20 protein-coding genes and 1 tRNA gene are annotated in these 25696 nt (G+C 42.8%); 7 read left to right on the forward strand and 14 right to left on the reverse strand.

Going from position 1 to position 25696, the window contains the following annotated elements:
• Nucleotides 1-2: 2 nt before the first annotated feature.
• The 7 genes from HUU58_00790 to HUU58_00820 form a co-directional block, all read right to left on the reverse strand.
• Nucleotides 3-1043, reverse strand: coding sequence for a Gfo/Idh/MocA family oxidoreductase (locus tag HUU58_00790; GenBank protein NUN44191.1), 1041 nt, complete (start codon nucleotides 1041-1043; stop codon nucleotides 3-5).
• A gap of 21 nt (nucleotides 1044-1064) precedes the next feature.
• Nucleotides 1065-2372, reverse strand: coding sequence for a 3-phosphoshikimate 1-carboxyvinyltransferase (aroA, locus tag HUU58_00795; GenBank protein NUN44192.1), 1308 nt, complete (start codon nucleotides 2370-2372; stop codon nucleotides 1065-1067).
• A 70-nt stretch (nucleotides 2373-2442) separates the two neighbouring features.
• Entirely contained in the window at nucleotides 2443-3891 is a 1449-nt protein-coding gene (locus tag HUU58_00800; protein ID NUN44193.1) for a CehA/McbA family metallohydrolase, read from the reverse strand.
• A 198-nt stretch (nucleotides 3892-4089) separates the two neighbouring features.
• Nucleotides 4090-4515: an ATP-binding protein gene (locus HUU58_00805; protein NUN44194.1), complete on the reverse strand. Its 426-nt coding sequence runs from the start codon at nucleotides 4513-4515 to the stop codon at nucleotides 4090-4092.
• Between the two features lie 14 nt (nucleotides 4516-4529).
• On the reverse strand, nucleotides 4530-4889 hold the full coding sequence (locus HUU58_00810) for an STAS domain-containing protein (GenBank protein NUN44195.1): 360 nt from the start codon (nucleotides 4887-4889) through the stop codon (nucleotides 4530-4532).
• 89 nt (nucleotides 4890-4978) lie between these two features.
• Nucleotides 4979-7255, reverse strand: coding sequence for a SpoIIE family protein phosphatase (locus HUU58_00815; protein ID NUN44196.1), 2277 nt, complete (start codon nucleotides 7253-7255; stop codon nucleotides 4979-4981).
• Between the two features lie 112 nt (nucleotides 7256-7367).
• Nucleotides 7368-8345 carry an NAD(P)H-quinone oxidoreductase gene (locus tag HUU58_00820; protein NUN44197.1) on the reverse strand — a complete coding sequence of 326 codons (978 nt, stop codon included), beginning with the start codon at nucleotides 8343-8345 and terminating at the stop codon, nucleotides 7368-7370.
• A 191-nt stretch (nucleotides 8346-8536) separates the two neighbouring features.
• Between HUU58_00820 and HUU58_00825 the strand changes: the two genes are divergently transcribed.
• The 3 genes from HUU58_00825 to HUU58_00835 are packed head-to-tail and all read left to right on the forward strand — an operon-like array spanning nucleotide 8537 to nucleotide 10717.
• Nucleotides 8537-9298, forward strand: coding sequence for a sigma-70 family RNA polymerase sigma factor (locus HUU58_00825; GenBank protein NUN44198.1), 762 nt, complete (start codon nucleotides 8537-8539; stop codon nucleotides 9296-9298).
• A 14-nt stretch (nucleotides 9299-9312) separates the two neighbouring features.
• Nucleotides 9313-10386 carry a hypothetical protein gene (locus tag HUU58_00830; GenBank protein ID NUN44199.1) on the forward strand — a complete coding sequence of 358 codons (1074 nt, stop codon included), beginning with the start codon at nucleotides 9313-9315 and terminating at the stop codon, nucleotides 10384-10386.
• Nucleotides 10387-10426: 40 nt separating this feature from the next.
• Nucleotides 10427-10717 carry a hypothetical protein gene (locus tag HUU58_00835; GenBank protein ID NUN44200.1) on the forward strand — a complete coding sequence of 97 codons (291 nt, stop codon included), beginning with the start codon at nucleotides 10427-10429 and terminating at the stop codon, nucleotides 10715-10717.
• A 39-nt stretch (nucleotides 10718-10756) separates the two neighbouring features.
• Here the strand turns inward: HUU58_00835 and HUU58_00840 are convergent, their stop codons facing one another.
• On the reverse strand, nucleotides 10757-11119 hold the full coding sequence (locus HUU58_00840; GenBank protein ID NUN44201.1) for an isoamylase early set domain-containing protein: 363 nt from the start codon (nucleotides 11117-11119) through the stop codon (nucleotides 10757-10759).
• A gap of 222 nt (nucleotides 11120-11341) precedes the next feature.
• Here HUU58_00840 and efp point away from each other — a divergent pair, with 222 nt between their 5' ends.
• The 4 genes from efp (at nucleotide 11342) to HUU58_00860 (ending at nucleotide 14151) form a co-directional block, all read left to right on the forward strand.
• Complete coding sequence (efp, locus tag HUU58_00845) at nucleotides 11342-11908, forward strand: elongation factor P (GenBank protein ID NUN44202.1); 567 nt, start codon at nucleotides 11342-11344, stop codon at nucleotides 11906-11908.
• Between the two features lie 29 nt (nucleotides 11909-11937).
• Complete coding sequence (locus HUU58_00850; GenBank protein ID NUN44203.1) at nucleotides 11938-12465, forward strand: acetyl-CoA carboxylase biotin carboxyl carrier protein; 528 nt, start codon at nucleotides 11938-11940, stop codon at nucleotides 12463-12465.
• 21 nt (nucleotides 12466-12486) lie between these two features.
• Entirely contained in the window at nucleotides 12487-14013 is a 1527-nt protein-coding gene (locus tag HUU58_00855) for a HAMP domain-containing histidine kinase (protein NUN44204.1), read from the forward strand.
• A 64-nt stretch (nucleotides 14014-14077) separates the two neighbouring features.
• Nucleotides 14078-14151: transfer RNA gene (locus HUU58_00860), tRNA-Arg, on the forward strand.
• Between the two features lie 166 nt (nucleotides 14152-14317).
• Here HUU58_00860 and HUU58_00865 read toward each other — a convergent pair.
• The 6 genes from HUU58_00865 to HUU58_00890 all read right to left on the reverse strand — a co-directional run bounded on the left by HUU58_00865 (nucleotide 14318) and on the right by HUU58_00890 (nucleotide 25693).
• Nucleotides 14318-15070 (reverse strand): TonB family protein, encoded by a 753-nt coding sequence (locus HUU58_00865; GenBank protein NUN44205.1) that lies wholly within the window; start codon nucleotides 15068-15070, stop codon nucleotides 14318-14320.
• Nucleotides 15071-15128: 58 nt separating this feature from the next.
• Nucleotides 15129-16301 (reverse strand): NAD(P)/FAD-dependent oxidoreductase, encoded by a 1173-nt coding sequence (locus HUU58_00870; protein NUN44206.1) that lies wholly within the window; start codon nucleotides 16299-16301, stop codon nucleotides 15129-15131.
• A gap of 175 nt (nucleotides 16302-16476) precedes the next feature.
• Nucleotides 16477-16662 (reverse strand): hypothetical protein, encoded by a 186-nt coding sequence (locus HUU58_00875; protein ID NUN44207.1) that lies wholly within the window; start codon nucleotides 16660-16662, stop codon nucleotides 16477-16479.
• A gap of 347 nt (nucleotides 16663-17009) precedes the next feature.
• Nucleotides 17010-18542, reverse strand: a complete 1533-nt coding sequence (locus HUU58_00880; GenBank protein NUN44208.1) for a gluconokinase — start codon at nucleotides 18540-18542, stop codon at nucleotides 17010-17012.
• A 282-nt stretch (nucleotides 18543-18824) separates the two neighbouring features.
• Nucleotides 18825-22199 carry a histidine kinase gene (locus HUU58_00885; protein ID NUN44209.1) on the reverse strand — a complete coding sequence of 1125 codons (3375 nt, stop codon included), beginning with the start codon at nucleotides 22197-22199 and terminating at the stop codon, nucleotides 18825-18827.
• Nucleotides 22199-25693, reverse strand: a complete 3495-nt coding sequence (locus HUU58_00890) for a GHKL domain-containing protein (GenBank protein NUN44210.1) — start codon at nucleotides 25691-25693, stop codon at nucleotides 22199-22201. The genes HUU58_00885 and HUU58_00890 overlap by 1 nt, the downstream gene beginning before the upstream one ends.
• Nucleotides 25694-25696: the final 3 nt, after the last annotated feature.

Consider the following 25696-nt stretch of genomic DNA (forward strand, 5'->3'; position numbering starts at 1 on the left):
CGTTATTTTAAAACGATTTCACGTTTTTCTTTGGCCGATTGATAAATCGCTTCCGAAATGCGCATGATCTCCATAGCTTCTTCGCCGCTGGACATCGAAGGCCGGTTATTTTTAATGCATTCCACGAAGTGCTTCAGTTCGTATTCATAAGATTTTTTATAATTATTTTCCGGCTTTTCCATTTTTTGAGGCGTCACATTGACAAGGTTGCCGTGCATTTCTTTGTGAATACGCAGCGGATTGAGCAAAGCGCCCCCGCTTGTACCAAAAAGATTGGAATACATAAAATCATTTTCCATAAGTAATGTCCAGCTGACTTCGATGGAAAGCACGACATCGTTTTCAAAACGAATCATTACCGCCGCCGAATCTTCGACGCCGTCTTTCTGAAAATGGCTGTACATCGTGCTAAAAACACTATGAACTTTAGGATTGTCCATCAGCCATATGGAAAGGTCCAGCATCGGAATTCCCAGATCCATAAAAACACCGCCGCCGGAAACATTTTTCTTTTTGGCCCAATCGGTTTCATTCCAGCTGCCGCGACGACGCAGCCAACCCGATTTGGTGTAAAATATTTTACCAAGCTCTTTACCTTTAACGAAATTTTTAAGAACCATCGCATCCGGACGGAAACGATGATTCATTCCCACCATAAGAATCTTTTTCCGTTTTTTGGATTCTTCGACCATGGCTTTGGATTCTTCATAGGTAAGTGCGATGGGCTTTTCCACCAGAACATGTTTCCCTGCGGATAATGCTGATTTAGCCATCGGCGCATGCATACTGTTAGGCGTACATATATGAACGCCCTGAATTTCTTCCATTGCCAAAAGTTTTTCAAAATCGGTAAAAACATTGGGGATATGATACTTTTCCGCCAACGCTCCTACTTTGGTTTTATCCGAATCCGCGATAGCCACGATTTCAACATCGTTCATTTTAGAAAGTATAGGTAAATGGATTACCTGTGAAATAGCGCCGGCACCGACGATCCCCAATTTCACTTTTTCCGTATTCGCTTTGCCTTTGTCCTTGGGCATAAAACCTCCGTAAGAATAAAACTATTGATGAACCGCCATGCGGTCCGAAGATAAGGATATATTTAATATACTATAAAATTCAGGGAAAGAAATACGTACAGCCTCTGCAGAGTGTACGATAGATTCACCGCCTTCAGCAATCAAAGCGGCAACTGTAAATGCCATTGCAATGCGATGATCATCAAATGAATCTATTTCTGACGATCGAAATGAACCGGGATAAATACGAAATCCGTCATCAAATTCATCAATTCGTACTCCCATAGACCGCATGTTTTTTACAATGGCTTCGATACGATCACATTCTTTATTGCGTAGTTCACGTGCATCACGGACTTCCAAACCATCTTTCAAATGAGTTCCTAGCACGGCCAATATCGGAATTTCATCAATCAAAGCAGCTACAACCGAGCCGCTTAATTGTACCGATTTTAATTCGCGGGTATGACGCGCGACGATATCACCATAAGGTTCTCGCGCCTCAGTGATATTATGAATAGTAATATCCGCACCCATATCTTTCAAAATTTCCAAAAAGGCAATGCGAGTGGGGTTTAGCGAAACATGGCGTATAGTCACTTCACTTTCAGGCACCAAGAGCCCTGCCACAATCAAAAAGGCGGCCGAAGATAAATCACCGGGAATCGTCATATGCTCAAAACGAAAAGAATCACCTCCCGTAACCGACAAACGAATCCGGCCTACTTCAACCGATTTTTTTATCGTCGGTAGAAGACGCTCCGTGTGATCCCGAGTCATGACCGCTTCGCGAACGGTTGTTGTTCCTTTAGCATAATGACCGGCCAGCAAAATACAACTTTTGACTTGAGCGCTTGCAATCGGTAAACTGTAATCGATGGCTTTTAATTCTGTACCTTCAATTTCTATCGGTAAAGTTTGCTGTGCTGATGTTTTTATTTTGGCACCCATTTGAGTCAGCGGTTCAATAATGCGTCTCATCGGGCGTCGGGATAAAGACGCGTCGCCACTAAGTTCAGATTTAAAACTTTGACCGGAAAGAATACCCGCCAATAATCTTGCCGTTGTTCCTGAATTCCCGCACTCCAAAGGCGCGGATGGTGGTACAAAACCATGCATACCGCATCCGGTAATGTGCAACTCTGAACCGTTTTGATCGACCTTCACACCCAATCGGCGCATACAATCTATAGTACTTTGCACATCTGCGCCGGTTGCAATATTAAGCAAGGAGACGATGCTTTCAGACATAGCTGAAAAAATAACCGCACGGTGTGTGATGGATTTATCACCGGGTATTCTACAATCAATTCTGATCTTTGTCGCAGGTTTAATGAGCGCCGTTGCCATAACATTTCAAACAAATAATTGGTAACAAAAATACACATGCAACGATGAAAAAGCAACGGTAAAGGGGGCTTTATTCAAGCCAAATCGGGTTCGTGTAGCAGAAATTTTGACTTTTCGTAGTAACGCTCAAACGTATATAACTCGGCGCATCCGCCGTCGTATGGAATTCTCCTTGATCGCACCATGCATCAACCGCCACCGTAGAAACCTTTTCGTGCGGTTCGCCGATAACTCCTTGAAAGACGCTAATCGTTTCGAGCGCACCAAACTCTTGCGCGCTTGATGCTTCCCATGCAATCCGAAACCGTCGTCCTCTAGCATTTTGACCGATGCGGCTAGAAAGGCCTGCTTCGTTTACGACATTAAAAACAATGTACGGGCCCGTCGAAATAATCGCGCATCCTTCACGAATGGCGTTGATTGTGTTTTCCGTATTAGGTTTTTGTTCACCGAGGTATAATACGGTTCTCGCCCATCCCAGTTGTTTGTGATGCGACACATCTTCGATGGTCCAAAAAGGAATACGCACCTGACGGTTACGATTAAAGTTGCCATGCGCATCGTTTCCGGCAACGATATAAACACGTCGGCCAGACAACAAAAGATGCACCCACAAGCCCAATCCTTGCTTGAATGCCGTATCGTTACTACCATTTAAAATTTGTAAGACCTCCGCCGAACGATTATAAAAATCTTCTAAACGCCATACCCCCCGCTGCAAAAAAGTACGCTCCATGGGAGATGGTTTTTCTAAAGGATGCGCAGCCATAATAAGAGTTTTTTTACTCAATAAACGGGTCATTTCCGACACCGTATGTTCGGAGGATGTGTTTAGCGGATTTTTACCTCCGTCGCCGGAACCATAAAAAAATTGATCCGAATTAAGAATCAACGCATGTATATTTTCATCGGCAATATTCATACATGATAACTCTTCACCGGCCAGCAATAATACTTTTGAAGTGGGTTCATCATTCATCTGTTTCACGGATTCGAGAAATGCGCGCCATTGCGCAAGCGTAGGATCGGATTGATTATAATCCTCTTTCTTATTGTCCAAGTCATAGGAATGGTCTGTCACGGCGATAAAATTTAATCCCAATGCCTCGCTCGCAGCTCTGAGCATGGGCAGCGGAGCCCCATATTCTATAGCATCTTCGGTATAGTCGCTGTGTACATGCAAATCACCGTTAAACCACCCTTGGGGTTGCGGCCAATGATCCCCGCTCACATAGACATCAAACGGGGCCTTTGTTGTTCCAATTATATTGTCGGCTTCGACGGTATGCGTGACCCCGGCTGTTCTGTATTCGACAACAATACGCAGTTGAACAGTATGACCTATCCATGATTCGTTTACGGCGATATCCCACTTTTTCCACCACCAATGTTGACGTATTTCCTCTTGTACCGGGAAAATCAATTCATCACTATTTGCGCCTTTTGTAATGATGATACGAACAGAGAGAATGGACGTAGGATAGAGATGCGCATCTTTGATCAAAACAAAAACCGGCATCCTTTGACCACGATCTATACGATGTGGAATATCCGCAATGATTTCAGGTTCTTTTTTGAAATATCGGCTGAACGGAAAGAATCGGAAGCGGTAATGAATTTCTGGATATAATAAAAAAAACGGAAGGATCAGAGAGGACGTGGTTTGCAGGGATTCAAGAGTTAAAGAAGTGAACGTCATGAATTAGTGTCGAAGTCGTCACGAAACGTATTTGATCATTTTAACACGATTTTTTTCGCCGGGATGAATATCAAAAACCACTTCATCCATCATTCGTTTGATCAGCGCTATTCCAAGGCCTCCGCGCGCATGTTTCTGAAGACGCTGTTGAGGTGTTTCCAGACGATCCGGATCGAACCCTTCGCCTTCATCGGAAATAATGATGGTAAATTTACTACCGTTGGTTTCTACTGTAATATCAATATTTTTGGATTCGTCATATTTATACGCGTGCTTGATCACATTGGCACATGCTTCATCAACGGCCAATTCGATTTCACCGATCGCATCATCGTTAAATCCAAACCGTCGGGCGATCGACGTGATAAACTCACGAATGATCCCCAGATTATCCGTACGGCTCGGGATGGCCATATTAAATGAATTTGTTGTAACGCTGGACACCGTTGTTTCCACGATTATTGTTTGTTGGCCTGTACAAAGTGATCGCGCGCTTCCGAAGGATCTTTGAGTATCTGATAAATCGTCGGAAAACCGAGCAAATCGAAAACTTTATATACTTTGGTGGACATCGTACACAGCTTGATATCACCTTGATTTTCGCGAACTGTTTCAATAAAGCCCATAAAAACGCCCAACCCGGCGCTTGAAATATAGCTCAGCTCCTGAAAATCCACGACGATCCGGTAACGTTTTTCTTCCATCAATTTTTGAAGCTCGCCTTCAAAATGCGGATACGTGTGCGCGTCAAGATATCCCTTCAAGTACAGAACAGTGATATCCTGCTCGTCTTTTCGCGTGACTTCGAACCCGTTCATGGTTTGTTCCTATCGTTATAAAATGAAAACTGAAGTGTCGCTTTTTGAAAAATATTGTACTTCAATTTTTCATCTATTTCAAGCACAAATCAAACGCGTCGTACGGCTGTGATTTCCCCTGTTTCCGCTTCGGTGACAGGGGCCACCGGAACAACTTGTTTCTGCAAATCTGCCAACCTGAAAACAACGCAAGTCAAATCATCGTGTGTTTTCGCCGAACCGACAAATCGTTTTACGTCGGCTATAATTTTATCTTTAATAACTCCGGCCGGAAGATGCTCGACACCGTCAAGACATTTACTGAGGCGCTCTTCACCGTACTCTTCATCCTTCGCATTTCGCGCTTCAACCAATCCGTCGCTGTACATGACAAATACATCCCGATCATCAATTCGTATTGTCTTCTCTTCGATAGCTTGACGAAAAAGATTACCTTTATCCAATCCTAAGCCGATGCCGTTGGGCTGAATATAGGTTTTGACGCCATCGCGCATGTGCAGTAAAGGACAGTGGCCGGCCCGCGCAAAACGCAGTTCGCTCTTTGATATATCCACGTCCGCATATAGCAACGTAATAAACGATTTGCGATCAATCGTTCCAAAAAGTACGTCATTAACGGCGATCAAAAGGTCTTTAGGGGCGGAATAAATACCGGCTAAGGCTTGAATTATGCCTTTGATCTCTGCCATATAAAAAGCGGCCGAGGTACCCTTTCCGGAAACGTCGGCTACCGCAATTCCGCAGCGCCAGTCGGCCAGACGAACAAAATCATAATAATCACCCCCTACTTCATTGGCAGGCACTGTCGTCGCGCCGATATCAAGCGTCATTTTAGATAGGTCATGGCGTATATCGGGAATTTCCTGCGGTATAAGCTTCATCTGCACATCATGGGCGATGCGCAATTCTTCCGCAAGACGTTCTTTTTCAAGTGACTCTTTGACCAAACGCGTGTTTTCGATAGCTACCGTCGTCTGATTGGCTAACGCTGATATGATCGCAATGTCATCCTGATCAAATCCGAACGAAGTTGATTTGACGGCAAAAATAATCCCGAGCATACCATCCGACGTGATCAAAGGCACACCAATAAGCGACTCGATGGGTGTGCGTTTCAGATCTTTTGTTCGTTTATCGCGTTTGACTTGATTGATCAAAATCGGCTGTTTGTTATTGATGATCCAATCCGTCGGTTCGGTCAGATAGTAATGGTGATGCTGATCGTTGGATGGTATCAATCTTGCATTTTCATGTTTAGAAAGAAATTTACGAAAGCTAACTTCGAGAAAATGAACCTGAAACGGTTCTCTCTGACGTACAGCCGCAAAATCAAAATGCGTACGGAAGGCAGGGTTTTTTGTATTGGCCAGTTCCAACCAACACGCATTGGCGCCTGTCGCATCGCACACCAATTCGGTCACGGAGACCACGATTTTTTCCACATCAAAGAGCGAATTGATCGTGCGACTCAGCGAGTAAATTGAATTGATTTCGCGAACTTTTTTATCATAAATGGCGGCCGTCGGCAAGTGCAGCAGTGTATTGATCGTCGTACTGATACTATATACAAAAACAAAAACCGTCATTAAAAAAAGAAAACTCCCGGCTGTACGGCTATAGGAATACACCATGTCAGCATAGGTGGCACCACCACCGATCTCCGCACCCAAAAGTCCGGCCGAAATTAGGGTAAATACCAACCCGCCGATAAATGTAAGAAACTTCTGACGTCGGTTGAGAACAGTTACCCATGTCACACGTCCCGCATTGATCAGAAGAAAAATAGTGGTAATAACAAGAAGGTTAAATGTGATGATGTGATTAGAGGACGGATCGTACTTCAGTGGCCGCCCCGTAATCGCGGTTGATAAGGCCGTCAAAGCACCAAAAAGTAAGAACAAATGAAAAAAAGTAGCCGTATTCTTTTTTCGACGATAGAAAATCAATGTCTGCAAAATCCGAAGGCATGAACCCAGCGATAATACGGCCACGAATCCGATCACATGCGCGACTATGACACCTGACCATGTATAAGCTCTGAGTACATAGGAACCGGAGTAACGCGGCGTGAAAAAAACGGGTTGGGTGACGAGCGTCATCAATAGGCCCACACCATAGATCGTTACAACGAAAAAAAGCGACAATCGCAATTTTTGTGTGATACTGATTGATTCAAATCGAGGATAATTAAACGCTACGTACAAAACCAAAGCAATAATAGCAATACTCAGAAGTTCACTGCCCCAGTCCCCTGCACTAAAACGAATTTTCGCATAGAACATAAACGAATTGAGAATCACTCCGATCACGAAGAGAATCGGAATAAAAATCAATGCGACACGAAACAATTTGTTCTTAGGATCCATGCAACCCGTTTTAATTTCAAAAATGCTATCTAAGCTGGCATACGCAAAAATAACACATAGGTTTCCAATAATATGAACTTACGATAGGCCGATTACGATTTCAATACGAAACTCACGCGCCTATACGAAGGATGATTTTTCCGATATTAAGATTTGACTTCATTCGCATATGAGCGGCCTCCGCGTCAAACCATGAATATTCCGAGTCAATAATCGGACGAAATAAACCGGAAGTGAAATGCGGCATGATCAGTTCTCTTATACTTTTGGTCAGATCTGATTTTTCTTCATGTGATTTGTTACGCAACGTGGAGCCGATAATGGAAATGTTTTTGGTCAATAATGTACCCGTCGGTAAATTGGAAGACGTACCGCCTAATAGCCCGATTACGACGATGCGCGCCTTGTTGTTAGCGATGTCCACGTGATGTGACATATTTTCCCCGCCAACGGTATCCAATATGACATCCACGCCGCCACTACGCGTCTTTATAAGATTCCAAAAATCTTTGGAGTGATAATCAAATACAAAATCGGCGCCTAATTCATAACAAAAGCGCATTTTCTCCGAGTCGCCGACAGAGGCTATGATCTTTGCATCTAAATTTTTAGCTAGTTGTATAGCCGCAGTTCCTACCCCACTTGCACCGGAATGAATGAGGGTGACTTCTCCGGCTTTGAGTTGAGCGATCGGAACAAGATTGAGATACGCGGTAAACCACGCTTCCGGTATCGCTGCAGCCTGAGCAAAACTCAGGTTTTCCGGTATCGGTATGATCATGGTCTCATGAACAACTACTTTTTCTGCATATCCGCAGCCCGGCAAAAGAGCACACACCCGTTGCCCTGGGCTCCACTGCGTCACATTTGAGCCCACTGAAAGAATAATGCCGGCACATTCCAATCCCAAAATATCGGGAACACCTGCCGGCGGCGGATAAAGCCCACGCCGCTGGAGCAGATCAGCACGATTGAGAGCTGTAGCTTTGATTGCGATCAATACATCATTCGGATGAACTATGGGTTCATCGACTTCGCCGATAACCAACCGTGATGTATTTTTTTCACGTTCTACGAGTATGGCTTTCATAAGCAATTAACAACAGTTAAAAGTAATGATACTTTCAAATCTAAAAAAATAATAAATAACCTATGAAATTTTGCATGTTGTGATATACGTCACAGCACGAGCGAAGCATTTATAATAGCTTGAAAACCGAAGTGTCGCTATATCAAATCTAAGACATTTTTATTTAATTTCAACTAAAACAAAAACTTAAAATGAACGTTGGCACACAACATAATGTCTCTGATAAGAAGCTCAATGCTTCAAGTAAGAGTGGTGTGGTGTGGCCTGCTCTGACTGAACGTGAGATTATACGTATTGCTGTTGAAGATGCAGCCCGTTTTGAACCCGCAATGTCGGAAATATGGGAACGCTACAAAAAACGTTTGTATCTTTATATAAAATATAAACTCAATATTAATAAAGGTTTTGAAACTGATAAAGAACGTTACATTATCGAAGATATTCTTCAGAATACCTTTTGTGATGTTCTAGAAAACCTTAATGAATATAATCCTCAATATGAAGTTTCAACATGGATTTATAATATTTGTAACAAGCATATTGTACGTTATATCCGCGAAGTTCAAAAATATCAAGGACGTACGATAGCTATCGAAGACGAATCCGTCGAGGTTATCCGACTATCCTCTGACTCTGTGAAGCCTGACCAAGAATTCGAAGTAAAAGAATTTGAACGAATCATAACCTTTTTTGTAAAATCATTACAGCACAAAGCAGATCAGGAAGTGTTCCTTTTGTATTTACAGAATTTACATAATCATAACATTTCCGATCTTTTGGGTAAAACGCAAGACGCGGTACGAGCCCGGCTCAATCGCGTGATCAAACGGTTCAAAAAATTTATGACTAAGCAGTATCCGGAATATCTAAATTCAACGATGCTGTCGCAAATCAAAAATCTTTCGTTTGGTTCGGCCAATACCGAAAATGATTTTTCACCTGAAAGAGGATAGGTGGTAAGCGGATTATGAAGCAACTTCAAAACAAAATCGAAGTTACGGCTGACGAACTGTTTGAACAGTTTGTTCGCGAACTGGAAAATTACAGCACGAACGGCGTTGTTCGTTCGTTTGAAACGGACCGTCTCTGGCCGCTTGCTCAGCACTACATTGCGCAATGCGCGCCCATGCAAGAGCGCATGGATTTAGAAGAACGAATTCGCCTTCTTTTAGCATCGAAATATCAGTACACTTTGCAGGAATCCCGATTAAAACTCAGTGAAAATTTAGAACAAAGTATCAAAGAAAAAATCAGGGCCTTAGTCAAATCTAATATAGAAAATGCCGGTAAATTTGCTGCGTTGGCTTTCAATTGGACGGTCTTAAAGCCTTTGCAGTTTGCAAAGGATATTTTACAGCCAGTCGCAACCAATGCTATGCTTACCTATGCCGTAGCGATTCAACCATCATTCACACCGGCTATGGATGCGATAAAATTAGAGTCTAAAATCCAAGCCTCGCATGTAGAAGTTGCTGACGAAATTAAGACTGATTTTTCACGAGTTTATGAACTACCAAGTGTAAAAACATACTCTAATGAAGATCTGAATGCTATGAACGCCGGAGCCAATACACTGGCAGACGAAAAAGCTCCGATAATTCAGAAAAATGTAAATAAGACGTATCACATAACACCTGTACAATCATCTCTTAAAGAGACTTCTAAGTTGACCATTGATGTGGAACGCGCTCGGTTGATTCCGGAGACCATACCTTCAGTGACTTCTTCCCCCGTCTCTTACGACCGTACACGGCGTGAGTTGCGATCAATCGGTGAAGTTCAGCAAACTATCGGCCTGCATGAAAATAAGATTTTTAGTTGTTATCAGTCATATCGCAAAACTTCAAATAGAAAAAATGGACGTGTCGCCGTTAAGTTTTTAGTTTCGAGTAAAGGTGTGATCAAGGATGTACAGGTAACAGCTAATAGCTTTAACCGGCAAATGGCGGACCGCATTGTGGTCCAACTCAAAGCTATCAAGTTTAGCGAAGTAGAATCACGCCATGGCGACCAGACTATATACCATACGTTCTATTTCTGATCGAATTATTTGAGAAAATAAGTAGAGAGGGGTTACTTTTATGCTGGAGTACATGCTACTCAAGTACGGGCTTATTTATATGCCGGCTTCGATCAATATTATCGCCAAACGTATCGGGATATCCGAAACCGATCGCAATCTTGAGGTTCTCAAAAAAGAATTGGATAAACTGGTTTCAAAGAAAAAGGCCTATCGCTCCGGCAACCGCTATGCGATAGATGCCGAAGGCGCACGCGCCATTTCAGAATACCAAGATCCTAAAAAACTGCAGGAAAAACCTAATCCGGAAAACTTTAAAAAAATTTTTAAGCAGTATTCTGTCGCACGCTAGGAAAAACGTGCGAATTTTAAGAAAGCCTAACGATAACCGTTAGGCTTTTTTCGTTTTAGAGGATTTTGCTTTGTTTGTACGAACCGCCGATTTCTTTTCGGTATTTGCTCGTTTTGGCAAATCAACTACTACTGAAACCAAGCAATTTTCCGTACCAAAAGGATTGGTTTTACGCGGTGCTTTATCATCTACCATCCAGGCTTTTTTATTAACACGATAAAGAAATTCGTACTCGCCCGTCGGCAATTTTAATGTTATAGACCAGTTACCTGATTTATCTTTTTTGAGAGAATGTTTATCTTCATCCCAACCGTTAAAATTTCCTAAAAGATTGACCGATTCCGCCTCGCTTAAATGAACAGAAAAAGTCGTCTTCCCCGTTTTAGAGTCTACCATTACCATAAATTGCTTCCTCTCATTTTAGATAAATAACTTAATGAATATACCTACAAATCATAAAAACACAAGCAAAAGCCGAAAAAATTACAAAATTCATGCGATTTCACGGTGTTTACCCGACAAAAATATACGTTTTTATAAAATTCTTGACTTTGGATATGCCATTCTCTACTTTGAGCGGTCTAAAAAATACAATCGTTTACTTTCTTTAGGATTCAGATTTACATGGCAGGTGTCGCCGATTTTCGTACAGGTATGACCATTTTGATGGATGGTAATCTTTTTGTTGTTACTGAGTTTCAACATCGCAATCCAGGCAATTGGCGCGCTTTTGTCGTCGCTAAATTAAAAAATGTTCGCACCGGGCGAGTGATCGAAAAAACATTTCGTTCGCACGATAAATTAGAAGAAGTACGCGCCGAAAGCAAAAACATGGCCTACCTCTATTCCGATGGCGACATGATGTACTTTATGGATAACGAATCATTTGAACAAGTCGGTATACCCCGTGAATCTGTCGGTGAGGCGGCCAATTACCTGAAAGAAGGTATAGCGCCGGCTATTCTTTTTTATGAAGGCAATGCCGTCAGTATCGAAATGCCTATCACCGTTGAATTAAAAATCACAAGTACGGTTCCTGGAGTCAAGGGTGATACCGTGACCGGAGGCACCAAACCGGCAACCTTGGAGTCCGGTGCTGTAGTCAATGTACCTCTTTTTATCAATGAAGGCGATACGGTGAAAGTTGACACCCGCTCCGGTGATTATCTCGAACGCGTCAATACGAAATAAATCTTCTGCACAAACGGAGAGAGAAACGCATGGATCTCAAAGACTTGAAAAATCTCATCAAAATGGTAGATGAGAGTAATGTCAATGAAGTCGAAATAGAGCAAGACAATGCCAAAACCAAAGGACGCCTGAAGATACGGATAAGCAAATCCGGTACGACACATGCCATGGCTGTCGTTCAACATTCGGCTCCGATGGCTATGCCGCACCATGTACCGACACAACATCTTCCCCCGCCGGCTGTCCAATTTGAAAGCCAAGAGACGATAGAAAAATCTAAATCTGAAAGACCGGCCGGAGCCGTGGAGCAAGGCAACTTTATAGAGGTTAAGTCTCCTATTGTCGGCACTTTTTACCGTTCGCCCGCACCCGACGCCGATGTCTATGTTCAAGTGGGCTCTTCGGTCAAACCCGGGCAGACGCTTTGTATTATCGAAGCGATGAAAATAATGAACGAAATCGAATCTGAATCGTCCGGTAAAATCGCCAAGATCCTCGTAGAAAACGGCCAACCTGTGGAATACAATCAGACGCTTTTCTTGATCGAAAAAGCTTAATCCCCGGCGAGAATAAACGCCGTGTCATTTCGGAAAAAAATATACATAACCGGTTTTTTACTGATAATAACCTGGCTTTTTGCCGGGTTTTATCTTTTAATGCACTACCAGCGTACACAGGAACTTACCGACACGCTAATCCCCTTCGAAATTGTCAAACTTAAATCCATCGAATATCTTCGTCGGCACGCTGATACATTTGAACGATATTGGAGCCCTACCGAAGAAACGCCAGTCCATCCGATCGTCCTTAATCAGGAATTAATCAAATTTGATGAAGAGATACAGTCGTTAATAAAGCTACATTGGGAAAGCAAGGCGTTTTGGGAGGCGCATGGGGATCACGTCGGCTCGTCATCTCTTGTCATGTACGTTACGGGCCTTATTTGGTATGACACACTTTCCGTGGACTCGGAACGGATTCAGCTGAGCCATCTCAAAGAACTCACAGCTCAGCTTCGTAACTCCGCGCCAACCCGTGCAGGCACTACGATTGCTTCAACAGAAAAGAAAATATTAGGCACCATACATGAAATCCAAATTACCATCCATGCGCTGGATGAAACTGCCAATAAAATTCTGGAACAGAAAATCTCATATATCTCGCATCGCGGCCTTTTCGCCAAATCTATCATATTTGCAGTTTTTACACTTGCCATCATTTTGATTACATTTCTCATCATCGACATACATCGAATTTTACAAAGTATCGGCGGTATAAAAACGATCACATCCGCATTTGCCGAAGGCAAACTTGATGAACGGCTGCCCGTAGAAGGTTTTGAGGAAATACGAACCATCGCCGTATCGTTTAACGCCATGGGCGAACGCATGCAGGAATTGGACAAACTCAAATCCGATTTTTTTAACAAACTCGTACATGACTTCAAAAGCCCGCTGGATAATATCAAACAATCGGCCGATGTACTGATCAGCGGGATAACCGGCGAAACTTCGGACGGAAAACAAAAGAAGTTCTTAGAAATTATTAAAAAAAGCTCCATTCAACTCCGTACGATGATACAAGAGCAGTTGGATGAATCCAAACTTATCGCAGGACAAAGCTCGCTTGTTTATGAACAAACAGATATTCGCCAGTTAATCCGAGAGCGAATGGAATTGCAACGCCCGACCGCCACAGCGCGCCAACTGAATTTTGCCGTAAAATTCACAGATGCCACCTTCGTCATCTCTTGTGATCGTGCAAAACTCTCGCGTGTAATGGATAATCTGCTTAGCAATGCGATCAAATACGCATTCCCCGAGACGACCATATCAGTAGAAATTGAAGATCGCGTGCATGAAATTGAACTCCGAATCCGGGATCACGGTCCGGGCATTCCAGCAACGATGCTAACTCAAATTTTCCAAAAATACGTACGGATAGAGCATAATCGAGGTACAAACGGAACAGGTCTCGGTTTATATACCGCTAAATATATAGTGGAGTTACACAAGGGGCGCATTTGGGCATCGAATTACAATGACGGTGCCGTATTGCACGTTTTACTTCCAAAATCACCGGGACAACCACGGCTCAATCATTAAAAACAAAATCTGCTTGAAACAGGAATCCTTACACTCTATATTGCGCGCGTCAAACATATAGTATGGGCCCGTAGCTCAGTTGGATAGAGCATCTGCCTTCTAAGCAGAGGGTCACAGGTTCGAGTCCTGTCGGGCCTACTAATAAAAAAGGTTTGCTAAATCTATAGCAAACCTTTTTTATTTAACCTCAAGACTTCTTTGTAAGATTAACCCATCAAACCATCTCTTAAATGAGCTACACGCAGGCCCTCGAATGAGAAGTTTATATCAAAATGCGAATATGTGATTCAAGCAACTTTGTTTATTATTTTTTTCCGTCGAAATTAAAAACGATTTCATGATCAAACCAATCTTCGGCCGGAACACCGTCATTGGTGGCAGGATAAAACTTCATTCGATTAGCCGTTTTGCGGGCAATTTCCTGAAGTTCCTTTTCTTTGGTAGTATTGTTTACAACGACAGCTTCAACCACATTACCCTGGCTGTCGATGTGTAAACGTAATCGTACGGAGCCATTGATTTTATTTTTTACTTTTTCGACATTGGGTTGCACCAAAACCCGAACTCTCGGATTGGTATGAACGACGGGTTTTTCTTTACCACTGGATGCTCCATCGCCTCCTTCATCCCCCACACCCATGCCTATTCCACGTCCTAGACCGTTACCGGTTCCGTTTTCTGCAAAAAATTGCGCGGTCGTATCCACAACCATGCTATCCGTTATTTTTTTATCAGCCTCTTTTTCGTCCTTTACGATTTCAGATACATTAGCCATCTTCTTAAGATCTTTATCCGAACTTACTTTTGCACGCATCGAAGCACGTGATCCGGATGACTTTGGCTTACTATCATTGAGGAGAAAATCCAAATTTTCGAGCTTGAAAACCATCGGCGCTTCCTGTTTACCATCCGACCAATCCCAAAGCGTGATGGCCATGTATAACCCAACAGCCATGAGATGCACGGCAATGGATATACCTACGGCATAGGAAATATATTTACGATAAACGAGTTTTAATTGACTTTGAATCATATAATAATAAACGAATTCTGGCACGAATTGTTCCCCAAACTAATATCCGTGTTTTTTCTTAATAGCGCAAGATTGAAAATTATTAAACAAAAAGGCCTGCGGCATGCCCCGACGCCCATGCCCACTGAAAATTATGCCCTCCAAGGTGCCCAGTTACATCTACAACCTCACCAACGAAATACAAACCTTTCTGTTTAACCGATTCCATTGTTTTCGACGAAATATCGCGTGTATCAACGCCTCCGCGTGTAACTTCAGCTTTTTCAAATCCCGCTGTTGAGACAGGTATCAATTTCCACTGATGTATTTTCTCATCCAAATTATTTAGTTCTTTAGACGAAAGTTGATAAACCGGTTTATTAGAAAAATGCTCTACACACCATGATTGTATAAACCGTTTGGGGAAATGATAGCTCAATACGTTAACCAGATCTGAGCGGCTGTTCATATGTTGATCTAACAATTGTTCTATCGTTTTATTCGGCAAAAGATCAATGGTTAGTATATCCCCTTTTTTCCAGTAAGAAGAAATCTGCAAAACCGCCGGCCCACTAATACCCCGATGCGTAAAAAGCATATTTTCATGAAATGATTTTTTTTCGCAGGAAATAATAACCTCGATTGAAACACCAGTCAAATCACCGTACCGTTGAATAAAACCGGCATCCATGTGAAGAGGAACTAACGCCGGTTCAGGTGGTATTATCCGATGGCCAAATTTTTCCGCTAGTCGCAATCCAAAATCCGTAGCGCCTATTTTCGGGATTGAAAGCCCTCCAGTCGCTATGACGACATGGGGTGCTTTGTAAATACCGGTGTTAGTTTGTAACGTGTAGCATTCATCATAACGAACTTCTTCAACACGATTTTTTATAACCATCTTGACCCCGGCATCGGCGCATTCGTTCAAAAGTATGGATACAATGTCCCTCGCCGAATCATCACAGAATAACTGACCGCCTTTTTTTTCATGAAAGGCAATACCATGTTTTTTTACCAGTTCAACAAAATCTGTGGGACTATACCGTGATAGGGCTGATTTGAAAAAATGAGGGTTTGTTGAAATAAAATTATCAGGTCCGGATAAAAGATTGGTGAAATTGCAACGTCCACCGCCTGAAATCAGAATTTTTTTTCCGACCTGTTCATTTTGTTCTAAAACTACGACGCGGCGCCCTCTCCGAGCCGCCGTCATAGCGCACATCAGGCCGGCTGCGCCAGCGCCGACAATGATGACATCCGTTTGGTTGACCATAGTGAATTAGAGTGCAAATATTTTATTCTTTTAAGATCGAATTAGTGTTCCGACCGATGAGTAAAATACTGAAATAAACGGATGATGAAAGAAAATTAAATGATGAACTAAAAAATTTAAATACGTATATAAAACCTTCTTAAAAATAGAGAATTCAAAATTCAATAACTGGACTTCAATATACTTCAAATTCATTGGAATACACGGTGTCTTTACGTCCAGGATCACCGTCCCACAAAAAGGGAATTCCTACACGGTAAATACCCGGTTTTACGACGAAAATATCCAGTACCGTTGTTTCATTTATATTGATAATAACTGTATCGCTTTGAGGATCATCTATAAGCGATGAAGTAACCAAACTCCATCGATCCTTTACAATTTTTTCACGAAAGGCAGAATTATACAGTAACAAATATAAAATTGATTCCGTTTTATTGGAAATATGTATATAAATACGCTCATTATGATATAGTGATTTATCAGTTAAAACTGATAAGCCAACTCTAAGATCATCTTGTTGATCATTTGAAATACATGACTCTAGAAGAAAACACTGTAATAGAACAATCACCATCACAATTAAAGACCATTTTTGCCTCATAATCCATCCTCCCTCGATAATTACTATTATCTTAGTACAGGAGAGGTAAAAAAACTTACAGATTATTTAAAAAATAAAACCCTCGTTACCGAGGGCTTCAATTCTTATAAATTTGTTTCCCAAATTCCTTTAGCAACCATGTCGTACAATCGTTGTTGCCGCTGTCTGGCATTTTTATATATCGCATTATCTTTTGGATGCGGCTTATATGTTTTTCCAAGAGGTACGGGAGCCATATCAATATTTTTGATAGCCCCTATTGATTCTAACGCCAAAATTGCCGCTCCACGCGCAGAGCCTTCGGCCTCACCTGATTGGGTGATCGGGAATCCGATCACATCTGCCGCAAGTTGTGTCAATGCTCCTGAATCAACAAAACCTCCTCCCGAAGCCAATATTTGCTTCACGGGCATTTGATTCTTTTTAAAGATTTCATAAATCGCTGCATAACGGTAACATAAGCTTTCCAATGTCACGCGTAAGATATCTTCACGCGTTGTGCTGAGATTAAAGCCGTTGATCATGCCGCGCGCATTTTGATGCCAACCGGTACTTCGTTCACCAGCCCAAAAAGGTAACATTGTAAGACCATGTGCGCCCGGCTTGGTCGTGTTAAGTGCAGCATCCACGCTCTTTTTGCCGCCCTCGATCGCTAAGCGACTTAGCATCCACTTGCGTAAATTACCACCATCACTCAAAGCGCCGCCCATCAGGAATCTCTTGCGGTCAACCCGATAGACCCAAAGTTCGGATGGAATAGTAACATCCTTCGCTTCCCACATAACGCGAAGCGCACCGGAAGTACCCATAACTATACAAAGCTGATCTTTTTTCACTGCACCGGTACCCACGTTAGAACTGGCGCCGTCGCCAACGGCGGGAAGCCACGGGATCTGCGCCAAAGCCGGCCAGCGACGCGCATACTCTGATTTGAGTCCACGCAAAGGCGTATCCAAATCACCGAGTTCCCCGAGTTGGCCCGATTTGACCGGTAGCACGCTCAACATTTTGTCATCCCAGTTGCACGTGTTTTGGTTAAAAAGTCCCGTACCCGATGCCATCGAAATACCGCAAATTACTTTCCCAAAAAAGACATGATAGAGATATTCACCGATGGATAACCATGTTGTCGTGCGACGGAAATCTTCTTTATTATATTTATGCATCCACAATAATTTCGCAGGCAAATAACTGGGGTGAAGCACGCATCCGGTAAGGCGGTGTGCTTCTTCAGGATCAATGCGTTTACGAAGGTCGTCAATAACTATGCGTGGTCTGGTGTCAGCCCAATTAATGAGCGGAGTCGTTGGTTTTCCGCGCATATCAATGCCCATCATATTATGCCAAAAAGTATCAAACCCTACGGCTTTTATATCGTTGGCATCTTTTCCCATCGCTTCCATGATCGCATCAATGCACTGCGATGTTGCATCAACAATAAACTTAGGATCGGCAAAAACACCACCATCGGGCGTTACCTGCATCATATATCCTACCTGATGAACTAATTTTTTTACAGAGCGTCCTTGCGCGTCATATACTACCGCACGTGTGGAGGATGTGCCGATATCAATAGCTAGAATTAACGGGCGATCAGCTTTTTTGAGCTTAACGGGTTCGTTAGAAAACATTTTCATACGCGTCTCCGGTGATGGTACAATTAGGATACGTAAGGCAGGCAACTCATTTTAGCCATTTCCAAGAATGCCTTCAAGCAGAAAAAACATTCTTAAATGCAGTGATATTTTATGTGAAATGGTTTATTTATAGCAATTGATCAAGTCTTACTTGAATTGTCGTTCGTTCCGCCGCTTGACCTGAATACACTTGGATTCTATGGTGCGTGCTTTTGAAAAAATAACATGGTTTTTAAAATCGTGGCGACGGTTTGCCGGTATACTGATAAAAAAAATGCAGAATTACGGCCGCTTGCGAACCGGTAAGTACACGATGAACTCCGAGCCTTTACCTACTTCGCTCCGCACTTCGATCTTGCCGTGATGCCGCTGAACAATCCCGTATGCTTCCGTTAGACCAAGCCCACGTCCCGACCCCACATCACGTGTTGTAAAAAACGGATCATAAATTTTATCCATAACGGACGAAGACATGCCAATGCCATTATCGCGAATCGAAATGACAGCATATTCGTTTTGTTCATGCGCCTGTGTGGATGTGGATAAATCAATTTGACCTTCTTTTAACCCTCTATCCTGTATAGCTTGCACCGCATTCGTGAGAATATTGACGAGGGCTTGATTTATTTCGGCCGTATTACAATATACGGCAGGAACTCCGGTATATTTTTTTTCAATCGTAACAAAATCATACTGCTTGATAAAAAGATCACAAATAATATCAAGATTGTCTTCTAAAGAAATTAACTTCCAATCGGATTCATTGAGATTACTAAAACGTTTAAGGTTGTCAATGATAGCCTTAATACGCATGCCGCCTACCATCGAACCCTCAAGTGAAGGCATCATCTCGGCATGTAATTTTTTAAACACACCGGAACCGTCATCCGGCCGATTTTTCAGCTGATCGCACGTTTCTTTGATCTGCTGTATATTACCTATTACAAACGTAAGCGGGTTATTCACTTCGTGCGCAATACCGGCAACCATCTGCCCTAAGGAAGCCATTTTTTTGCTTTGGATGATCTGCGCTTGTTGTTCTCGAATCTGTTGATTTTTTATCGCCAACTGCGAGTTTTGTTCATCCAGCATTTTGTTTTTTTCAACCACTTCAAACGTACGCTCACGCACTTCGTTTTCCAGTTCACGCTTACGGAGTTCTATGGCGTATACACGCCGGCGGTATATAACATAGGTGACACTCAAAAGTAAAATAACTACCGTGATACGAAACCACCACGTCATCCAAAATGGCGGATGGATCACTACCGCTATTTTAATTCCATCCGTATTCCATATATCATCATTATTTGATGCACGTACCCTAAACGTATAACTTCCCGGATCAAGATTGGTATACGACGCGGTTCGTTTACTGCCAACAAAATTCCAATCTGTTTCAAAACCTTCCATAATATACGCGTACTGATTTTTCCCGGGAGCGCGGAAATTGAGGGCCGCAAATTCAAACGAAAAGACATAATCTTTGTACGACAAGTGAATTTCTTCTGTTTCTGATATGTGGATTGGAAATTCAAAATTACGATTAAATTTCTGAAACCCCGTAACGGCTATTTGCGGAATAAAAGGATTATCGCGTACGCTGTCAGGATGAAAAACGTTGAAGCCGTTGATCCCTCCGAAATACATCCATCCATCGCGCGCCTTGAGTCCAGCATTCATGCTAAATTCATTACTTTGCAAGCCATCATACACATCAAAATTACGAATGCGATTGTGCGCGGTAGGGCCACCGTTTTCAAAATTATTGATGTCAATACGAGACAACCCTTTGTTCGTACTAATCCACAAATGTCCATTACCGTCTTGCTGGATTGAAGCAATGACATCGTTGGGTAAACCATGCTTCTCTGTGATTTGAAAAATTTTATCGTTGGAAGGATCAATACGATTTAATCCACCGCTGGTACCAACCCAAATCTTTCCTTGCGCGTCCTCGAGTATTGATACGATGGCATTATGACTCAGACTGTTCGGATTGGACGGATCATGCACAAAACGCGTGAACGCATACGTTTTCGGATCCAGCCGCACAATACCTCCGCCGCTCGTTCCCACCCATATATATCCTCGGCTATCCTGCATCAATACCTGGACGCCATTGTCCGCTGGATTTCGACCGTCGTAACGTACGCGCCGAAATTCACCTTTTTTTTCGTCAAAAATTTGTAGCCCAATCGCGCGTGTACCAACCCATAATGTTCCTGAGGTATCTTCCAATATGGCAAAAACGACATTATTGCTTTGCGCCGATGATATAGGATCTATTCGGTAATTTTTAAATTGCTCGGTCTTACGATCAAAACGACTCAGCCCTCCGCCACGCGTACCTACCCATAGATTATGTTTGCGGTCTTCATAAATCACCGATACGCGATTATTACTGATACTCTTTGCATCGGCAGGATTATGTTTAAAGTGGCGGTAGGTCTGGTTTTTCGGATCATAACGATTTAGACCCGCGTCGTCGGTCCCGATCCAAATGATTCCCTCATGATCTTCGGCAAAACTAATCACAATATTTCCGCTGAGTCCTTGCGGTTGTGAAAGATCCAAGTGATAATGCTTAAATCGTTCTTTGTATGGGTCGTACATATTGACACCGCCACCATACGTGCCAAACCATAAAATACCCATGCGATCTTCGCAAAAAGCATTTACAAAATTATTACTGATACTGGAGGGATCCGCGGGGTTATTACGATAATTATAAAACTTTTGGGTCGCCTTATCATGAATACTTACGCCCCCATTGGTGCAAACCCACAAACGGTCCTGACGGTCAAAATAAATTGATTTGATCCAATTATCCGCGATCGAATTGGGATCGGCTGAGTTATGGCGGAATATTTCAAATTCATCCGTTGCTACATTCCAGCGCGATAACCCGTTATTATTTGTACCAACCCACAAATAACCTTTACGGTCTTCCGATAAAGCCCATATGCGTTCTTCGGGAACGGGCGAACGTTGCCCGGGCTTATACCGGTAACGGGTAAATTTTCCCGTAGCGCGATCCATTCTATTCAAGCCGCCACCATTGGTACCTATCCAAAAATTATTTTTTGAATCCTCGAAAACCGTCATGACATAATTATGACTCAGGCTTGTCGAGTCCTGCGGATTGTTTTTATATGCAATAAAACGATCTGTTGCACGATCATACTTGCAAAGGCCGGCGTAACGCGTCCCAACCCATAGCACACCGGCGCGGTCTACATACAATGCCCACACGCGGTTATCACTGATTGAGTGTGGATCGTCGGCTATATTACGATAGGATTTGAACTTTTGAGTCTTACGATCAAATCGGTTTAATCCTCCGCCGTTAGTACCGATCCACAGGTTTTCTTCTTTGTCCTCAATAATCGACCAAACGTAGTTTTCTGATATCGTCGTCGAATCGCGCGGATCATGGCGAAAAACGGTAAAACCGTATCCATCATAGCGATTGAGCCCGTCCATCGTACCGATCCACAAAAATCCTTTGTGGTCTTGATAAATCGAAAAAACTTTACTTTGCGACAGGCCTTCTCCGATGGATAGGCGTTCGAATTTAATACGATCCGATTGGGCGAGCACAATCGTGCCACTCCAACAAATCCAAACTATAAGTTGAACGATATGTTTTTTCATCAGGATACGCGCTTTATAACCGGGAGGCTGATAATAAATTCAGAGCCTTTACCTTCTTCACTTATCACTTCGATATCACCATTATGTTTCTTTACAATACCATAACTGATGGATAAACCCAGACCCATTCCTTTACCAATTTCTTTCGTTGTAAAAAACGGATCAAATATACTTTTAGCCATCGATGGATGCATACCGATACCATTATCTTTGATATGGATGCGAATATTATTTTCTGACAGAACTGTTTTAATAGTGATAATACCCTCGTTTGGAATAGCCTCGATGGCATTGGTTAAAATATTAAGAAATACCTGGTTGAGCAAACCGGGATAACAATCAAGCATGGGAATTGTACCGAACTGCTTATGGACGGTTATGCGGTCGCTCAACATGGACTTTAAAACAGTCAGAGTGGACTCAATCCCCTCGTGCAAGTCGGCCGGGATAAATCCCATCGCATCGGTACGCGAAAATTTACGCAAATCCTGAACGATATGTTTGATACGTTGACTGCCATTTTTACAAGAGTCGAGTATCTTCATTGTTTCCTGTCGGACATATTCGTATTCATGCCGTTCGCGAATTTCCATCATACCCAATTTAATTTTCTCAGGATCGGCCGATTCGATAAGTCGCTCGTACTCCGTGATGATGTGGTCCCAGCGCAGTACGTTTTCTTCGAGCAGGTGGAGATTGCCATCTACAACCGTCAGCGGATTATTGATCTCATGGGCGATACCGGCCACCATTTGACCGAGCGATGCCATTTTTTCGGCATGCACCAGTTGGGATTGTGTTTCGTTGAGTTCCTGCAACGTTTTTTCGAGTTGGGAATTTATGGTTTTCAAATCGTCGCGTTGTGCTTTGATTTCACGCGTCCGGTTGGACACTTCGACTTCAAGTTTATTTTTTTGAAGTTCGATAACACGCACACGGTAGCGTATAAATGCCCACAGCAGTCCCATAAGCGTACTAAAACTCAATGCGATAAACCACCACGTTTTCCAAAAAGGCGGAATAATCCGTATCGGAATCGAAATACCCTGCTCATTCCAAACGCCGTCATTATTGGATCCGCGTACATAAAAGACATAATTGCCTGCATCCAGGTTCGTATAATTCACATAGCGGCGTGTACCCGCAAGGATCCAGTTTTTATCGAATCCTTCTAATTTGTATGCATACTGATTTTTGGCCGGCTCTGTAAAATCAAGCGAAGCAAATTCAAATGAGAAGTCTTCATTGTAATCAAGGGTAATCGGATCATGGCGGTACACCGATTCAATATAGGCGTCAACAAATGCTTTATCGGATTTGTGCATTGTTTTGAATGCCGTTAATACGATTTGCGGAATATGCGGATTGTCCATCGCAAGTTTAGGGTAAAAACGATTAAAGCCGTTGGTCCCGCCGAAAAATATTTCTCCGCTGCGGCTTTTGTAGTAACTGCCATATTTGAATTCATTATTTTGAAGCCCGTCACTTTCATCAAAATTACGAAACATCAGTTTTTCCGATTTGTCATTCTCATCTTGGATCAGACGTGCACGGGACAAACCTTGGACCGTGCTGATCCAAAGATTGCCATGTTCGTCCGGCAATATCGCATATACGTAGTTATCCGGAAGCCCGTCTTTTTCGTAATAGTTATAAAACTTCAAGCTACCGTCCGTAGTGCGTACGATACGATTGAGTCCTGAGCTGGCGCCGATCCAAATATTTTTGTCCGAATCTTCGGAAATCGCAAAAATAACATCACTACCCAATGAAGAATTACTTTCCCCTCGCCCGGCGATACGTTTAAAGGACGCATAACCCGTGCGATCCTGAACGGCATCCAACCGATTGAGCCCTCCGCCAAATGTACCAACCCAAATCTTATCTTCCGAATCCATCAGTATAGAGCTGACTTCATTATGGCTCAAACTCTGCGGGCGATGAGGCTCATTGCGATAATGAACAAATATTTCTTTTCCGTTTTCTACGATCAATTTATCCAGGCCGTTGCCGAAAGTTCCTATCCACAGTTGATTGTATTTATCGCTCAACAGTACGGATATGTCGTTAGCTGCGATACTCAGCGAATCCTGCGGACGATGTTGGTACACGGTAAACCGATTTGTTCGGCGATCAAATTTATTTAATCCGCCGCCTTCGGTACCAAGCCATATCATTCCGTTTTTATCTTCCGCAATGGTTCGCACTTCGTTGCTACTCAGACTGCCCGGCCCGGCGCGGTATGCCGTAAAACGATCGGTACCGGCATCATATCGATTGAGTCCGTCGTGCGTACCGATCCACAAAATCCCATCGCTATCCTCCCAAAACGAACGGACAATATTATTGATCAAGCTGTTGGGATTATCCGGTTTGTGACGTATGTGATTAAATTTGACCGGCTTCAAATCAAGTTTGTTCAAACCGCCGCCGCCGTATGTACCGATCCACAGATTGCCCGACCGGTCTTCGCATAACGCTCGGATTTCATTATCGGACAACGACGACGCATCGTTGGGATTGTGTCGAAAAAATATTTTGGTATTACTGTTAAAGTCTATCCGATCCAATCCCAAACGAGTCCCGACCCATACGATATTTTGTCGATCGACCATCACAGTTACAATATCGGCATGTGTTGTGGACGCATCATTACCGGAATGAACAGGTATTTTTTCAAAAACAGGATTCAGAATGTTCTTGCGGTCTAATTTGCAAAGACCACCGTCTTCCGTACCGATCCAAATATTATTATTAGCGTCTTTAAACAAAGCTGTAATATTATTGGATGGGAGTCCCGAACCGCCCTGCTTATCGGCAAAGTAACGTATTATTTCACCGTTGGTTATTTTATTAAGTCCCTGCTGCGTACCGATCCAGATATCGCCATTCTCATCATCCGTGATCGCTGTAATCCACGAATGTGAAATGGAATTGGCTACTTGACTGCTGCTAAAATACCGCACAAACCGCATTGCAGTCTCGGTTCGCATCGAATCGTACGGAATGACGTTGAGGCCATTTTTGGTGCCCACCCAGATATTGCCATGCCGGTCCTCCATAATCGCCGTAATCGAATTATGACTTATCGTACGTTGATTTTCAGGATCCGAAATCATGTGCTTAAATTTTTTTCGAGCCCGATCAAAACGGTTCAAACCTTTATTTAAGGTACCGACCCAAAAATTATGATTTCGATCTTCATACAATGCCGTGATCCAATTATCGGAAATAGATTCCGGATCCGTAGGACTTGATTTGTACACCGTAAAACGATATCCGTCATATTGGTTGAGGCCATTGCGCGAGCCGAACCACATCAAACCGGTGTGATCTTGCAAAATCACGCCGACAGTGCTCTGCGATAAACCCTGATCGCCGGACAGATGCTCAAACTTCATATTTATCTGTTGCGAAAAAACATCATGCGGAGCGCCCATCCCAACGAAAACCAACATCACGCCGATGCTTCGAAAAAACTTTTGGTACTGCATATA

It is taken from the genome of bacterium, assembly GCA_013360215.1.
In the GTDB taxonomy this organism is placed as follows: Bacteria; CLD3; CLD3; order SB21; family SB21; genus JABWCP01.

Coding starts and splice junctions, on each gene's coding strand:
- HUU58_00790 (NUN44191.1), bottom strand. CDS start 1,043: ATGCCCAAGGACAAAGGCAAAGCGAATACGGAAAAAGTGAAATTGGGG.
- aroA (NUN44192.1), bottom strand. CDS start 2,372: ATGGCAACGGCGCTCATTAAACCTGCGACAAAGATCAGAATTGATTGT.
- HUU58_00800 (NUN44193.1), bottom strand. CDS start 3,891: ATGCCGGTTTTTGTTTTGATCAAAGATGCGCATCTCTATCCTACGTCC.
- HUU58_00810 (NUN44195.1), bottom strand. CDS start 4,889: ATGAACGGGTTCGAAGTCACGCGAAAAGACGAGCAGGATATCACTGTT.
- HUU58_00815 (NUN44196.1), bottom strand. CDS start 7,255: ATGGATCCTAAGAACAAATTGTTTCGTGTCGCATTGATTTTTATTCCG.
- HUU58_00820 (NUN44197.1), bottom strand. CDS start 8,345: ATGAAAGCCATACTCGTAGAACGTGAAAAAAATACATCACGGTTGGTT.
- HUU58_00825 (NUN44198.1), top strand. CDS start 8,537: ATGAACGTTGGCACACAACATAATGTCTCTGATAAGAAGCTCAATGCT.
- HUU58_00830 (NUN44199.1), top strand. CDS start 9,313: ATGAAGCAACTTCAAAACAAAATCGAAGTTACGGCTGACGAACTGTTT.
- HUU58_00835 (NUN44200.1), top strand. CDS start 10,427: ATGCTGGAGTACATGCTACTCAAGTACGGGCTTATTTATATGCCGGCT.
- HUU58_00840 (NUN44201.1), bottom strand. CDS start 11,119: ATGGTAATGGTAGACTCTAAAACGGGGAAGACGACTTTTTCTGTTCAT.
- efp (NUN44202.1), top strand. CDS start 11,342: ATGGCAGGTGTCGCCGATTTTCGTACAGGTATGACCATTTTGATGGAT.
- HUU58_00850 (NUN44203.1), top strand. CDS start 11,938: ATGGATCTCAAAGACTTGAAAAATCTCATCAAAATGGTAGATGAGAGT.
- HUU58_00870 (NUN44206.1), bottom strand. CDS start 16,301: ATGGTCAACCAAACGGATGTCATCATTGTCGGCGCTGGCGCAGCCGGC.
- HUU58_00880 (NUN44208.1), bottom strand. CDS start 18,542: ATGAAAATGTTTTCTAACGAACCCGTTAAGCTCAAAAAAGCTGATCGC.
- HUU58_00885 (NUN44209.1), bottom strand. CDS start 22,199: ATGAAAAAACATATCGTTCAACTTATAGTTTGGATTTGTTGGAGTGGC.
- HUU58_00890 (NUN44210.1), bottom strand. CDS start 25,693: ATGCAGTACCAAAAGTTTTTTCGAAGCATCGGCGTGATGTTGGTTTTC.